This window comes from Robbsia andropogonis (assembly GCF_034047095.1).
In the GTDB taxonomy this organism is placed as follows: Bacteria; Pseudomonadota; Gammaproteobacteria; order Burkholderiales; family Burkholderiaceae; genus Robbsia; species Robbsia andropogonis.
The window spans coordinates 1,390,463-1,404,176 of record NZ_CP139170.1; the positions used below are offsets into that span (position 1 = coordinate 1,390,463).

Here is a 13,714-nt window from a genome sequence, read left to right on the forward strand (position 1 = left end):
GCCCCGATTGTAGCAAACCATGCATGTTGCGACGCAACGTCGCGGGTCCAAGTGATGGATAATGCGAATACTGACGAAATCCTTACGGTCATGGCCCGCGCACCTGACGCCAGCGGTGTGTCGGGCATCTGTTTTTTTAGGGGGAGAAACTGTGGATGTGATTTTGGTGTTGAAGGCGATCGTGATGGGCGTGGTGGAAGGCTTGACCGAATTCCTGCCGATTTCCAGCACCGGCCACCTGATCCTGGTCGGCAACCTGCTGAACTTCGACGATGCGCGCGCGAAATTATTCGATGTCGTGATTCAGTTCGGTGCGATTCTGGCCGTGTGCTGGGAGTTCCGGAAAAAGATCGGCACGACTGTCGGCGGCCTGACGCGTCGCGACGATGTCCATTCCCGTCGTTTTGCCTGGAATGTCGTCATCGCCTGTTTGCCGGCGGTCGTTCTCGGCCTGTTGTTTGGCGGGCTGATCAAGGAATACCTGTTTTCACCGGTGCCGGTGGCGCTGGCGGCGGTCATCGGTGGGTTTGTGATTTTGTGGGTCGAGCGACGTGCGCGCCGCAACGGCCCCCTGGCGATGACCGCGGAGAACGGCATCCGAGTTGACCACATCGTGGCCACGCCCGGTGGATCGGCGCATGAAGCGGCGCATCATGGCAGCGCCCGGGTGCATTCCCTGGAAGCGCTGCGGTGGACCGATGCGCTGAAAGTCGGTTTCGCGCAATGCCTCGCGTTGATTCCCGGTACGTCCCGTTCCGGTGCGACCATCATCGGCGGCATGCTATTCGGCCTCGAACGAAAAGTCGCGACCGAATTCTCGTTTTTCCTCGCGATTCCGATCATCTTCGGCGCGTCAGCGCATGATCTATACAAGGCGCGCCACTCGTTGCAAGCCGATGACCTTGGGTTGCTGTTGATTGGTCTGATTGCTGCGTTGGTATCGGCGCTGGTTTGCGTGCGCTGGCTATTGCGCTTTATCTCGAACCACGATTTCACGGTCTTCGCTTACTACCGGATCGTCTTCGGTCTCGTGATCCTTGTCGCCGCCTATGGCTTCGGCGAATGGCAAATCGCGTAACGGCGCGCGGTTACTTGCGCAGGAAAACAAGATCCCAGACGCCGTGGCCGAGATTCAGGCCGCGTTGCTCGAACTTGGTTGTCGGCCGATAGTCCGGGCGCGGCGCGTAGTCCGCGACGGTATTGCGAAGGTCGGCGTTGCCACGCAGCACATCGAGCATCTGCTCCGCGTACGGTGCCCAGTCGGTGGCCAGATGCAGATAACCGCCGGAACGGAGCTTACGTGCCAGCAATGCGACGAAGGGCGGTTGCACCAGGCGCCGCTTGTTATGACGGGCTTTATGCCAGGGATCGGGGAAGTAGATATGTACGCCGTCGAGCGTGCCGTCATCGATCTGCTGTTCGAGGACTTCCACGGCGTCATGCTGAATGATCCGCACGTTCGGTAAGGCACGTTCCTCAATCAGCTTCAGCAAGGCGCCGACACCGGGCTCATGCACTTCCACGCCGATGAAGTCGTCGCCTGGACGGCGTGCGGCAATCTCCGCGGTGGTTGCGCCCATGCCGAAACCGATCTCGAATATGCGGGGTGCGGTGCGACCGAAAACGGCCGGCCAGTCGATGAGACGTGCGTCGCGCGGTAAGACGAAGCGGGCACCTAATTCGTCGATGGCGCGTCGCTGGCCGGTGGAGAGCCGTCCGGCGCGTGTGACGAAGCTACGAATGCGCCGGCGATGAGGCGCGCCATCAACCGTGTCGGGGGCGAGGTCTTCGGAAGCGTCGGCGGGCTGAGTGCCGTCGGCGTTCTGGTCGGCGTCGAGAGGGGAGTGCGGGGTGGCGGTCATGCTGTCGTTCTGGCGCGCTTACCGTGCCGCCAATGCGCGGCGATGAGGGTAAGCCATCGAAAACCCAAGACTTTACCCGGTATCGGGGACGACGGGAAGCGTGCCGACGTCGACCGCTCGCGGTAAGATCGCGCGATGAGCCGTTCCGCGTCCGGGGCGGTAACGTACCGTTCGCAGGTAGGGGTCATATCGGATCGCGTGGACCCGCGGCGGTGCAGCAAGGGAGACATGCAGCGTGAGACTTTCGAATCGAGGTGAGTGGGAAATGACCGAGTCCAGCGCGCTGGACATCGTTGCTGAAAACGGCCAGGCGGAAGCAGTGCAACGATCAAGTGCCTGTTCGGACAGGGGGCGTGCCCGACGGCGCATGCTGCAGATCGGCGTGTTCGGTGCGTTATCAAGTGTGCTGCCGTTGGGAGCGTGCGCGACGTTTTCGTTCATCCCATCGCATTACACCTTTACACTGGCGCAGATTCAGCAAGCCGTGGCCCGGCGCTTTCCGATTCGGCGGCAAGTTTCAGGTTTGCTCGACCTCCTGGTGGACCAGCCGCTCGTGGGTACGCGCCCTGATCAGAACCGGATGGCGGTTGCCGCCCATGCGCACATCCAAAGCCCGTTGCTCCAGGCGCCCGCCGACGGCCGTTTCTCGGTGACCGCCGCCATTGCGTACGATGCGCAACGCATGGCGGTCGTGCTGCGTCAGCCGTCGATCGAGAGTCTCGATTTTCCGGATCTGAATCCGGGCTATCGTGGGGAGGTTCGGGCGGCCTTGGACCTCGCCGTCGCGCAGTTGCTGGAAGGCTATCCCATCCACACGTTCAAGCCGGAAGAGCTGTCGTTTGCCGGCGTCCGCTACGCGCCTGCGGATATTACCGTCGAACCCCTGGGCGTGCGCGTGAAGATCGCCGAACAGACCTGACGTCGCGGGCGCATGGCGTGCGCGAATCGGCGTCCCAAGGCCTGACCTGAGCGCTCAAAGACAGTCACAAAGGCAACGGCGCGGGTGTGATGGGCGCCTAGCGCTGCGGCGTGGCCCGCTCCAGCGCGTCGGGGAGCGTGCGTTCCATGGTGAACTGGAAGCGCTCGAAGATCGTGGCAACCGTTGTGAAATTGCTGGCGCCAACGGCAAGCGACACCGCCTGGCTGACGTGCGTTCGCACTGCTTGCGTAACAGGGTCGACCAGGCGCGACGGCGACAGGGTGGCCGGCAACGAAGCGACGGCACTGACGGTGTGTGCAAGCCACACGGGTGGCCTGGAAATAGCCGCCTTGCGCAGCGATGATACGGTGGCGGCGATCGGTGTGGCCGACGCGGCATCTGGCTTCGCTGCCGGGACCGCGCGCGGGAAACCGACCAATTGCGCCAGCGTCCCGGCGAGCAATAACGTCGTCGTGTCGTCCGAAACGGTCTCGACGACAACCATGTCCTCATTGCCCATCGCCGCGGCGCGTGTCGTCTGGTCTTGCCAGGCATGAAAGCCGATGACGGCCCCGATGGCGGCAATCGCCAGCGCACCGACGGTCAAGCGCAGCCCTCGGCGCATCATGCTGTGGGCACCGCGCAGGCCGTGATCGACGATCGATTCGCTACGCGTGTACATCGCCTTGTCGTAGGCGGAGTCGATTTCGGGATCAGTCGAGCGTCGGGCTTCCGTGACGATGTGAAAGTGCGGCCGCCGATTGGGCGCGGCGTTAAACGCTTGCTCGCTCTGACCGAGTGTGCTGCCGCAAGGCGGGGGCGAAAGTTGACGCGTCATTCGTGAACGATTCAGCATGGCACGCGGGTGTCGACAGGACGCATCGATACTACGAGCCGGTCAGGTAACAAGGTCATGCCGGATGTCCTGGAACATGAAGCATCAAGGACATGATGGCGGACTGCCTATCGGTCGCGAGCGCATGCTCGACGCACCGTCTTTCGCGATGTCCTTCTTCGCGGTACCCGGCGAGCCGCCGGATGACGCAACTTTGAGCAGTCATGCAATGGTCTGCCCGTATCGCCTGCCAAGTGTAGCGGCCTGTTAGATAAATCTGAAGAAATTTGTGATAAAACAGCAACTTGCCGTGGCAGTGCGACGCAAAAATGCGACGCCTCGACGTTGTCATTGCCTTGTCGTACCGGCGGTATCACCTGTGCTCCCTGGCTGCCGGGACCGCATTTTCCTGGGTCTTTCCCGCCGCGGTATCAATGTCCATCGCGGGCCATGTCTGGCGTGACGTTTTCACTGGCGTCGGGGTCCGGCGTCGTAACGGGGCGGGCATCATCGGCACCGTCGGAGGTCGATGCCGGCGTGTGATCACGCCTCTGGATATCGTCCTGTGCTGCCAAGGGCAATGGCCCGAGCCCTTGCGCATGAAAGCCCAGGCGGAAGATCTTGCCGCCAGCCTGGCCTTGCAGGGCCGGGTCCTCGGGGAAGGACGACAGTAACGGCATGATCGCCGATTGACCGACGATCGCGCGGCGACTTCGGTCCGCAGGCGCGAGCCCCCACATATCCTCGTACACCAGCGCGACCTGTTTGCCATCGACGATGCCGTTACCCAAATAAAGCATCACATGGCCTGTAATATGGATGATCGTGAAGAACGGCCTGCCGTGCTTCATCAGGAAGCGTAGCCGGGCATCCTCGGAGCGATTCGACAGGTCCACCATTCCCGGTCCTTCCACTTGAAACGAAGAGTGCCGGGGTAGTAACAGCCCGAACGGCATCATCATGTCGAGCAGTTCGAGCGAGCAATCGTTATAGAACCCGCTTCCGCCCCAACCATAGGGGCGTCCCTGCAGTGCCTTCATCAGCCTCGCCATGTTTTGCGGCGTTGGAGACAGGGGCATCGGCTGCCATTGCAGCTCCGGTGCGCGGGCCGTGACGATGACCGCGTGCCGATTGATATCCACGGCCGGTGCGAGTACGGTCCCCGGCGTTGGCCCTGCCGGTAGCACGGTGCCCACCGGGGCGTGGAAGCGGAAGACGCCATTGCCATCACGCAGCGTCACATCGCGTGCGGTAACGGCGAGAAGCCGTGCGTAAGCGGCTTGACGCCAACGGCTTACAAAACGATCGTCGACCATGCCGATGGCCGTGGTGTGGACCCACCCGCCGAGACCGGGCGACATGACATAGGCCCAGGCGCGGTCGCGCGTGAGCGCAACGACGTATAACGGTGTGCCGGGCGCGATCGCCGAGTCCTGCAGGTTGTCGAATGGATAGCCTTCACCGGGCAGGCGCGGGTCATAGAAGTACGGATCATCGGTGGGCAGCAAGCGTATCGCGGCCTGTACGACGGAGATCGCACGGCGAGCGGGGCGGTAGCCGCCGCTGGCGCGATCATCGCTGTCCGACGCGATACGGTCACCAGGGCGCTCGTCGCGATGCGCCTGACCGTTCCGTATCGTGATGCCGTCACCATCGGATGCTGCCGTCGCGTCGCCGTCCTTTCCGAGCAAAATCGACGGCAGGTCGATATTCGCGCGTATGGCACCGATCCAGCTAGCGGGATGCGGTCGCAGATTCGCGCCAAAGCCTTCGCGTGGGCCATCCGGTGAGAACGTCCGCAACCTTGCCTCGATCCGGGCGGCCAGTGCTATCCGACCCAGTGGGTTCACGGTATCAGCAACGAAGGCGGCGTCCCATGGCGATCGGGTCGATGTGGTAGCGCGCGCGTCTCCGGACGTTGAAACGGGACCATCCTGTGCCCCGAAATAGGTTGCAAGCAACGATTGCATGGCACGCTGCTGCTGATCAGCAGGTAGCAGCGCAACACGATAATCCGCCCGGGAGGGGGCGATCCAGCGATCGACATCCTGATCGTAACGGTCCATCGGGAAGACGGATGCTGTGGCGCTCAGTACCGTTTCCCGTGGCACCGTGCCGTCGATTGCCGCAGGCGGCGGAACGTAAGCAGATGACGGTGCGGAGACCGTCGCCTCGTCCGCGCGGGATGCCTTGCCCGGCTGCGATGTCGGACTGGCGCAGGCGGCCAGTAGCGCCATACCGAGCATGCAGCAGGTACGGCGTATGGTAAATGTGACAGTCCATTCTGGCTTGGCGCCGCGTGGAAGCGCTTCTGGCGATGCAGCAAATGTGGGCAAGAGGGGCGGAAGTCCCGCAGGCGCGGAAGCCGGTGAGGGCGAAGACGATATCGACTGGTCACGGTCTTTCCTTGCTCGTGTCACCCTTTTTTCAATTTGCAACATTTCCTTGCGCATCCTTTCTCGGCTTTTCGATACAGTAGCCCTGTGTTCAGTGCGTGCCGCGTTCCGAAGAGTAGGGAAGCTCGGGCGTGATCGGGCGGCTGGACATCGGGAGATATATCGTGATCAAGCGTTCCATCGTATCAGCCGCTGCCGTGTTGCTCGGCAGTGCGGCACTTTTTGCAGCAGCGCCGGCGCAGGCGCACGTTTCGGTCGGCATTGGCATTGGTTTGCCGGGTTACTATGCACCGCCGCCGGTGTATTACGCGCCACCACCGCCGGTCTACTATGCGCCACCGCCGCCGGTGTATTACGGTCCGCCGCCCCCGCCGGTCTATTATGGCGGGCCATACTGGCATCATCGGCCCGACTGGCGCCGTGGTCCGCCGCCGCCGGGCTGGTACCGCTGATAACGAGGAAAAACCACTGGCGGGGCAATCGATGCCCGCCAGTACAATGGATTTAAAAGCCCAGATTCTTACAGAGACTGTCCACACGCGCCTTCACCGTCTCGTCCATCACGATCGGCAATCCCCATTCGCGCTCTGTCTCACCAGGCCATTTATTGGTCGCGTCGATCCCCATCTTCGAGCCCAGGCCGGCGACCGGCGAGGCAAAGTCCAGATAGTCGATTGGCGTGTTGTCAACGAGCAGCGTGTCCCGTGACGGATCGACGCGGGTCGTAATGGCCCAGATGACTTCCTTCCAGTCCCGGATTTTCACGTCCTCGTCCACGACGATAATGAACTTCGTGTACATGAACTGCCTGAGAAAGCTCCATACACCGAACATGACCCGCTTTGCATGGCCGGGATAGCTCTTCTTCATCTGCACGACGGCCATCCGATAGCTGCATCCTTCCGGCGGCAGGTAGAAGTCCGTGATTTCCGGAAATTGCTTTTGCAGTAGCGGCACGAAAATCTCGTTGAACGCTACCCCCAGGACTGCCGGCTCGTCGGGTGGTTTTCCCGTGTGCGTCGAGTGATAGATCGGATCGCGTCGGGTTGTCATGCGTTCGACGGTGAACACGGGGAACCACTCCTGTTCGTTGTAGTACCCGGTATGGTCGCCGAATGGTCCTTCCAATGCATGTTCGTAGGCAGCGGTGGGTCCCTGTGACGGCCGCGGCGGTGCGCCGGGTGCGTCCGGCGTCGTCGCGGCGGTGCGCGCATCGTGCGCTTGAGGATAAATGAAGCCTTCCAGAATGATTTCGGCGCGTGCGGGCACCTGCAGCCCTTCGAGGCCGGGCGTCAGGCAACGCGCCAGCTCGGTGCGTGCCCCGCGCAGGAGGCCAGCGAACTGGTACTCGGACAACGTGTCGGGAACCGGGGTCACCGCACCGAGGATGGTGGCCGGATCAGCCCCCAACGCGACTGCAACGGGGTAGGGCTTGCCAGGGTTCGCCGCGGCAAATTCACGGAAGTCCAGGGCGCCGCCCCGGTGCGCGAGCCAACGCATGATCAACTTGTTGCGACCGATCTTCTGCTGCCGATAGATGCCCAAATTCTGCCGTGGCTTGTTCGGACCGCGTGTGATCGTCAAGCCCCAGCTCAACAGCGGCGCCACATCGCCGGGCCAGCAGTGTTGGATCGGCAGCGCGTCCAGGTCGACATCGGCACCTTCCATCACGACTTCCTGGCATGGCGGGCCCTTGACGATCTTCGGCGCCATGTCCCACACGGCCTTGGCCAATCCCGCAAGGCGTCCGATGTCTTTCAACGCCCGTGGCGGTTCCGGCTCCTTCAGCGCAGACAGCAAGCGACCAACGTCGCGTAGTGCTTCGAGCGTTGCCGTATCGCTGCCGATATTGACGCCTGCCGACAGCGCGCCCACGCCACCATGGGTCGCGTCCTGGCGCACGGGCGCATCGATTCCCATCCCCAGGGCGACCCGGCGCGTGGTGCCGAAAAGATTGCCGAGTACCGGCATTGTCGACTTGCCCGTGCTGGTGCTCGTCCCGACACTACTCGCGCCATGTACCTGTTCGAATAACAGCGCCGGGCCGCCGGCTTGCAATGCCCGTTCACACACCTGCGTGATTTCCAAGTGCGTCGACACGCCTGCTTGCACGCGTCGCAATTCGCCAAGGCGCTCGAGCTGCCCCGCGAAATCCCGCAGATCCTGGTATTTCATATCGCTCCGCAGACGTCCCCCCGAAGTTCCGGGGCAAAAGACCCTCATTTTACCTGTGTAACGAACAATGACACTGTCGTCGCGGGCAAGTCCGCGTTGCCACCGACGGATGCCCGGACGGCAAGGCGATTCCGGGGTTTTTCCGGATTTTGGGTTTGGTAGAAGTGTAACCTTTATTACTAAAAGTCATCAAAATGACACTTGTTAGTGTTGACCGTGCGGGATCGCCTGTTAGAATCCGCTGTCGACTACACGGGCGTTATCCACGCCAAGGTTATTCCCGGGGTTCCCGCGCCGCACTGAGTCAACGTGCACGTGGGCCAGGAATGCGGTCTTTCGCCCCCCGCCACCCCAATGCTGTGCGGGCGAACACACCGGCGCCAGACGAAAATTCCGCAACTGTTTTAAAGTGGTATGCGGTCTTATCGTTCTACAAAGGCGCCGGATTCCGATCCGCGGCTTTATTCGATGTGCCATATGGCACGCGTGGCCCGGGCATGCAATGCCCGGTTACGGAAGAAAGCGGCAGGCAGCCGCACCGTCCTTGGACGTTGCTGCCTGATCTGGAGGGTTGTCCGGCGGTGCCAACTGGGTTTGTATCGGCGCGGATCTCGTATCCGCACCGCGCACCCCGGACATCTTCCAAGCCGTGATTCGGCATGCGTGACAGGTCTTTCCACCTGGAGAGACGGGGCTTTTGTTGCCTGATTGTCGGCGTGTCCGGATCCCGGCGCCTTGAGAGGGAGACTCGATATATGGACATAGCAGTTTCTGGCCAGCCGGCCAGGCGTGTCCCCGATGCCGTGCGTGCGCTCGTGCGTCGGGGAACGCGGGTAGGACACCAGTGCGCCAGCGTCATCGGCCTGGTGGCGATCGTCAGTGCCATGGCATTGTGGATGCAACCGGCTTGGCGCACGGCGTTGGCCGCGAAGTTCCTGCATTCGGCCAATGCTGCTTCGCGTGACGATGCAAGCAATATCGCTGCTTTAAGTTTCTTGTCGGCGGCCAATGCCAGCGCCCGCCCGTCCGCCGATGCCGCTGCGTTGCATGCGGCGGCTTTACTTCCCACGGGCTCGAATGCGGCCGATGCCACGCAGACACCGTCGCTTGGTGTGTTTGGCGCGCCGCTCGATCCGAGCAATCTGCCGTCGGTAGTGCGATCGACGCGGACGATGCAAGTGGTTGCCGATGCGCGATATGACCGTTTCGGGGCAACATCGGGTCGTGATCAACAGCGCATCGCCGTGGCCATCGCCCAGCGATATCATGTCGCCCAGGAGCCGATCAATGTGCTGGTGCACGCCGCGTTCCAGACGGGGCGTGACGTCGGTCTCGATCCGCTGCTGTTGCTGGCGGTGATGGCGGTGGAATCCGGCTTCAATCCCTACGCCGAAAGCGGTGTGGGCGCGCGCGGTCTGATGCAGGTGATGCCGGTCGTGCATGCGGACAAGTTCGACTATTACGGCGGCCCGCAGGCGGCGCTCGAGCCGGTACCGAATCTCCGCGTCGGTGCATTGATCCTGAAGGATTACATAATCCAGACGGGTACGATCGCCGGTGGCTTGCGTCGTTATGTCGGTTCGACCGCCACGGGTGATAACGGCTATGGCACGCGCGTATTATCGGAGCGTGACAAGTTGCGCGACATCTTGCGCAGTGGTGGAACGGTGACAGTGAAGCGTGCCGCGCCGATACTGACCGCCTCCGCAAAACCGAAAGCCGCGCCGATGACCAATTCGCCGCATGACGGAACAGCGGCGAATGTGACCGGTGCCTTGCATGGCAACGATGCGATCAAGCCGGTGGCTGACAAACAGACACTAGCCGCGCCGGTGGCTTCCAGTAATACCTGAGCCCGCACCCTTGCTCGGCCGTTCGCGCCACCACAGGTCCCGACGCGCATGCTATTCGGATTGCCTGAATAGCGCGCCCATCCGGGCAATCGCTTCCTCGATGCGTGGGAGCGCCGTCGCATAGGAAAAGCGCAGGTAGCGGCGGGGTGCATCGGCGCCGAAATCCAATCCGGGCACGGCAGCCACGCCGGCTGCCTCGAGCAACGCGTGTGACAGCGCATCGGCATCATGGGCGTCGGGGTGACGCACCTTGCTGCAATCCGCGTAAACGTAGAACGCACCGTCGGGCACGACCGGCACGTCAAAACCGATTCCCTGTAACGCCGGCACCAGATAGTCCCGGCGCGCTTTCAAGGCGAGGCGCCGCGTTTCACAGATTTGCCGCGCCGCGGGCGTAAAGCAGGCCAGCGCGGCGTGCTGTGCCACGGTGGACGCGCAGATGAACAAATTCTGCGCGAGCTTTTCGAACGCCGGTACCCAGGCGGTAGGCGCGACGATCCAGCCGAGCCGCCATCCCGTCATCGCGAAATACTTCGAAAAACTGTTCACGGTAATGATGTCCTCGCCCAGTGCGAGTGCCGTCCGTGCCGGACCATCGTACGTCAATCCCTGATAAATCTCGTCGATGATGGTGACGCCTCGGTGCGCGCGCACGATGTCGACGATGCGGGCGAGCTCCGTGGCCTCGATTGTCGTGCCGGTAGGGTTTGACGGCGATGCCAGAAGGACGCCCCGCGTCCGTGCGCCCCATCGATCAGCTAGGTCGCCCGCGGACAGTTGGAAGCGCTGTGCCGGCCCGCTTGGCACCATCGTGGGTACGCCACCAAATGCCGCGACAAAATGCCGGTTGCACGGATAACAAGGGTCGGGCATCAGGATTTCATCGCCTGCGTCGACCAGCGCCGCGCAGGCGAGCAATAGCGCGCCCGATGCGCCTGCCGTGACAATGATCCGCTCGCTCGCCACGTGAACGCCGAACGCATCGAGGTAATACGATGCGATTGCCTCCCGTAGTGCCGGCAGACCTAGCGCGGGGGTGTATTGCGTAACGCCACGACGCAGTGCATCCGAGGCCGCCACGATGACGGGTTCCGGCGCCGTGAAATCCGGTTCGCCAATACTCATGTGGATGATGTCACGCCCGGCCTGCTCCAGCGCGGTAGCGCGCTTGACCAGTTCCATGACGTGGAACGGGGCGATCTCGTCGACCCGTCCGGCCAGGTGCGCCAGCGTGGCGGCGGATGATCCGACGCGGGCGTCGGACGGCAATGCAAAATCGGTCAACACGGCGCTCCAGGCACGCTACGAGGGTAAAACGGAATTCTCGCGATTTAGCCGCGGCGATTCGCCTGCGTTTCGTCCGGGCGTAATTGCGCCGCGACCTTGTCAAGTACGCCATTGACGTACTTATAGCCGTCGGTGCCGCCGAATGTCTTGGCCAGCTCCACGCCCTCGTTGATCACTACGCGATACGGGATGTCGATATGATGGCGCAACTCGTAAGCACCGACCAGCAGCACGGCGCGCTCGACTGGCGACAACTCTGATACCGGGCGGTCGAGGCAGGGTGTGATGGTCGCTTCCAGTTGGGCCTGTTCTTTCGCCACGCCGTAAAGCAGTGCGTCGAAATGTTCGCGGTCAGCCTTATCGAAGCTCTGCATGCCGCGGATATGCGCATCGATGTCCGAGACGGGGCTGCCCGCCACGAGCCATTGATACAGCGCTTGCGTCGCGAGTTCGCGCGCGCGGCGTCGGGCGTTCCTCATGCATTCGCTCCGCTTTCGTCGCCTTCGTCACCATATTCGGACAAGCCGGATAGGGCGTTCACCAGATTGGCCATTTCAACCGCGCAGCGAGCGGCATCACGACCTTTCTCATCGGCGCGGGCTTCGGCTTGCGCGTCGGTCTCGGTCGTCAGTACGGCATTGGCAATCGGCAGGTCGAAATCTAGGCCGATGCGTGTGATGCCTGCGCCAGATTCGTTCGACACCAGTTCGAAGTGGTAGGTTTCGCCGCGGATGACCGCGCCCAGGGCGATAAGGGCGTCGAATTGGTTGCTCTGCGCGAGCTTCGACAGCGCCAGCGGGATCTCCAGCGCGCCGGGTACGGTGACCAGCAATACATCCTCGCCTGCCACGCCGAGCTTTTCCAGTTCGTCGATGCAGGCGTCGCGCAATGCGTTGACAACCGGCTCGTTGAAGCGCGATTGCACGAGGCCGATCCGCAGACCGGTGCCGTCGATGTTCAGTTCGTATTTACCGGTTTCCATGAGGGTATCCGTATGCAAGAGGGGAGATAAGCGCGGTATGGTGCGTCTCCTGGCACATGCGACCGCCTTGTAGGCGGCCGCGGCCGGGTGATGGTTCCGCGCAGGCAAAAAAAGCGTTGGCGAGCATGCGATGCGGCACGTGCCGCCTGCCCGCAAGACCGACGATGTCTGCGGGATGCACCTCGCCGAATTACGCGTAGCGGCCGTCGGTCGCGCCCGGGGCCGCATTATCCAACGCGCAGGCCTGCTCGGGCAGCGTCAATGCCGCACCGGGCTTCGCGATGAAACCGGTCACTTCCAGGTGAAAGCCGGACATGCTGCCGAGCTTGCGCGGCTTCGACAGTACCTGCATCCGACCGATGCCAAGGTCACGCAAAATCTGCGCACCCACGCCATAGGTCTTGAAATCCATCGGGCGTCGGGCACGACGCGCGGCGGCTTCGGTGTCCTCCAAAGCGGTGAACGCTTCGAAGAAGCGCTCGCGTGTCCCATCGCAGTTCAGCATGACCACGGTGCCAGCACCACCGGTGGCTTCATGATGCCGTGCGATTTCGCGTAATGCAGCCTCGATCGTCCACGAATGCACCGACGCCTGTGTCTCAAGCAGATCCAGCGCCGATAACGGTTCATGCACGCGCACCAGCGTTTCCGTATCCGTGCTCGGTGTCCCGCGGGTCAGCGCGAGATGCGGCGCGCCGGTGGGCGTGTCACGGTACAGCGTCGCGTCGAAGGTGCCGTATGGCGTATGCATCTCGCGATGGGAGACGCGTTCAATGACGGACTCGTGCCGCAACCGGTGCTGGATCAGGTCGGCGATCGTGCCGATCTTCAGACCGTGGGTTTCGGCGAACAGCATCAGGTCGGGCAGCCGCGCCATCGTGCCATCTTCCTTGATGATCTCGCAGATGACGGAGGCGGGCGTGAGGCCTGCCATCGCGGTGAGATCGCATCCTGCTTCCGTATGACCCGCGCGAACGAGCACGCCGCCGTCTTGCGCCATTACCGGAAAAACGTGGCCGGGCTGCACGATGTCGCTCGCCCGTGCATGCGGGGCGACCGCGGCGCGGATCGTGCGGGCACGGTCCGGCGCCGAGATGCCCGTGGTAACCCCTTCCGCGGCCTCGATGCTCATCGTGAATGCCGTGCCGTACTGGGTGCCGTTCCGGGCGGTCATCAACGGCAATTCCAACTGGCGGCAACGGTGCGCGGTCAATGTCAGGCAGATCAGGCCGCGCGCATGCGTGGCCATGAAATTGATGGCCTCCGGCGTGACGAAGTCGGCGGCGAGGACGATGTCGCCCTCGTTTTCACGGTCTTCCTCGTCCACGAGGATGACCATGCGGCCGGCCGACAATTCGGCAACGATCTCGGAGGTGGTCGCAAGCTTCATGGCAAGGGGGCGGGG

General features: G+C 62.7%; 13 protein-coding genes. 5 read left to right on the forward strand and 8 right to left on the reverse strand.

All coding sequences use genetic code 11. The features are described 5' to 3' along the window. Positions 1–151: 151 nt before the first annotated feature. On the forward strand, positions 152–1,078 hold the full coding sequence (locus tag SJQ66_RS19650; RefSeq protein WP_024902034.1) for an undecaprenyl-diphosphate phosphatase: 927 nt from the start codon (positions 152–154) through the stop codon (positions 1,076–1,078). Positions 1,079–1,088: 10 nt separating this feature from the next. Here SJQ66_RS19650 and trmB read toward each other — a convergent pair whose 3' ends face one another. Next, positions 1,089–1,862: a tRNA (guanosine(46)-N7)-methyltransferase TrmB gene (trmB, locus tag SJQ66_RS19655; protein ID WP_320535210.1), complete on the reverse strand. Its 774-nt coding sequence runs from the start codon at positions 1,860–1,862 to the stop codon at positions 1,089–1,091. A 265-nt stretch (positions 1,863–2,127) separates the two neighbouring features. On the opposite strand from trmB, the gene SJQ66_RS19660 reads away from it, so the two are divergent. After that, the gene (locus tag SJQ66_RS19660; RefSeq protein ID WP_320535211.1) at positions 2,128–2,781 is read left to right on the forward strand and encodes a DUF1439 domain-containing protein; all 654 of its coding nucleotides are present in this window, start codon (positions 2,128–2,130) and stop codon (positions 2,779–2,781) included. Positions 2,782–2,878: 97 nt separating this feature from the next. On the opposite strand, the gene SJQ66_RS19665 is transcribed toward SJQ66_RS19660, so the two are convergent. Beyond that, entirely contained in the window at positions 2,879–3,619 is a 741-nt protein-coding gene (locus SJQ66_RS19665; protein ID WP_320535212.1) for a hypothetical protein, read from the reverse strand. Between the two features lie 94 nt (positions 3,620–3,713). Between SJQ66_RS19665 and SJQ66_RS19670 the strand changes: the two genes are divergently transcribed. Then, positions 3,714–3,887, forward strand: a complete 174-nt coding sequence (locus tag SJQ66_RS19670) for a hypothetical protein (protein ID WP_157684916.1) — start codon at positions 3,714–3,716, stop codon at positions 3,885–3,887. A 160-nt stretch (positions 3,888–4,047) separates the two neighbouring features. On the opposite strand, the gene SJQ66_RS19675 is transcribed toward SJQ66_RS19670, so the two are convergent. Then, positions 4,048–5,853 (reverse strand): SH3 domain-containing C40 family peptidase, encoded by a 1,806-nt coding sequence (locus SJQ66_RS19675; protein ID WP_320535213.1) that lies wholly within the window; start codon positions 5,851–5,853, stop codon positions 4,048–4,050. Positions 5,854–6,179: 326 nt separating this feature from the next. Between SJQ66_RS19675 and SJQ66_RS19680 the strand changes: the two genes are divergently transcribed. Next, entirely contained in the window at positions 6,180–6,464 is a 285-nt protein-coding gene (locus SJQ66_RS19680) for a hypothetical protein (RefSeq protein WP_046152769.1), read from the forward strand. Positions 6,465–6,516: 52 nt separating this feature from the next. Here SJQ66_RS19680 and SJQ66_RS19685 read toward each other — a convergent pair whose 3' ends face one another. Then, positions 6,517–8,187, reverse strand: a complete 1,671-nt coding sequence (locus SJQ66_RS19685; protein WP_253462833.1) for a UbiD family decarboxylase — start codon at positions 8,185–8,187, stop codon at positions 6,517–6,519. Positions 8,188–8,942: 755 nt separating this feature from the next. Here SJQ66_RS19685 and SJQ66_RS19690 point away from each other — a divergent pair. Next, positions 8,943–10,040 carry a transglycosylase SLT domain-containing protein gene (locus SJQ66_RS19690; RefSeq protein WP_046152731.1) on the forward strand — a complete coding sequence of 366 codons (1,098 nt, stop codon included), beginning with the start codon at positions 8,943–8,945 and terminating at the stop codon, positions 10,038–10,040. 51 nt (positions 10,041–10,091) lie between these two features. On the opposite strand, the gene SJQ66_RS19695 is transcribed toward SJQ66_RS19690, so the two are convergent. The 4 genes from SJQ66_RS19695 to ribBA form a co-directional block, all read right to left on the reverse strand. After that, positions 10,092–11,327, reverse strand: a complete 1,236-nt coding sequence (locus tag SJQ66_RS19695; RefSeq protein ID WP_407691551.1) for a pyridoxal phosphate-dependent aminotransferase — start codon at positions 11,325–11,327, stop codon at positions 10,092–10,094. A gap of 44 nt (positions 11,328–11,371) precedes the next feature. Beyond that, entirely contained in the window at positions 11,372–11,806 is a 435-nt protein-coding gene (gene nusB, locus SJQ66_RS19700; RefSeq protein WP_046152732.1) for a transcription antitermination factor NusB, read from the reverse strand. Continuing rightward, positions 11,803–12,309 (reverse strand): 6,7-dimethyl-8-ribityllumazine synthase, encoded by a 507-nt coding sequence (ribH, locus tag SJQ66_RS19705; protein WP_024902045.1) that lies wholly within the window; start codon positions 12,307–12,309, stop codon positions 11,803–11,805. The genes nusB and ribH overlap by 4 nt, the downstream gene beginning before the upstream one ends. 190 nt (positions 12,310–12,499) lie before the next feature. Then, a complete protein-coding gene (ribBA, locus tag SJQ66_RS19710; RefSeq protein ID WP_046152733.1) occupies positions 12,500–13,699 on the reverse strand; it encodes a bifunctional 3,4-dihydroxy-2-butanone-4-phosphate synthase/GTP cyclohydrolase II in 1,200 nt (399 codons plus the stop codon). Between the last annotated feature and the right edge of the window lie 15 nt (positions 13,700–13,714).

What these genes read in the sequence shown, in the direction of transcription:
- trmB (WP_320535210.1), bottom strand. Translation starts at nt 1,862, where the DNA reads ATGACCGCCACCCCGCACTCCCCTCTCGACGCCGACCAGAACGCCGAC.
- SJQ66_RS19660 (WP_320535211.1), top strand. Translation starts at nt 2,128, where the DNA reads ATGACCGAGTCCAGCGCGCTGGACATCGTTGCTGAAAACGGCCAGGCG.
- SJQ66_RS19665 (WP_320535212.1), bottom strand. Translation starts at nt 3,619, where the DNA reads ATGACGCGTCAACTTTCGCCCCCGCCTTGCGGCAGCACACTCGGTCAG.
- SJQ66_RS19670 (WP_157684916.1), top strand. Translation starts at nt 3,714, where the DNA reads ATGAAGCATCAAGGACATGATGGCGGACTGCCTATCGGTCGCGAGCGC.
- SJQ66_RS19675 (WP_320535213.1), bottom strand. Translation starts at nt 5,853, where the DNA reads ATGGCGCTACTGGCCGCCTGCGCCAGTCCGACATCGCAGCCGGGCAAG.
- SJQ66_RS19685 (WP_253462833.1), bottom strand. Translation starts at nt 8,187, where the DNA reads ATGAAATACCAGGATCTGCGGGATTTCGCGGGGCAGCTCGAGCGCCTT.
- SJQ66_RS19690 (WP_046152731.1), top strand. Translation starts at nt 8,943, where the DNA reads ATGGACATAGCAGTTTCTGGCCAGCCGGCCAGGCGTGTCCCCGATGCC.
- nusB (WP_046152732.1), bottom strand. Translation starts at nt 11,806, where the DNA reads ATGAGGAACGCCCGACGCCGCGCGCGCGAACTCGCGACGCAAGCGCTG.
- ribH (WP_024902045.1), bottom strand. Translation starts at nt 12,309, where the DNA reads ATGGAAACCGGTAAATACGAACTGAACATCGACGGCACCGGTCTGCGG.
- ribBA (WP_046152733.1), bottom strand. Translation starts at nt 13,699, where the DNA reads ATGAAGCTTGCGACCACCTCCGAGATCGTTGCCGAATTGTCGGCCGGC.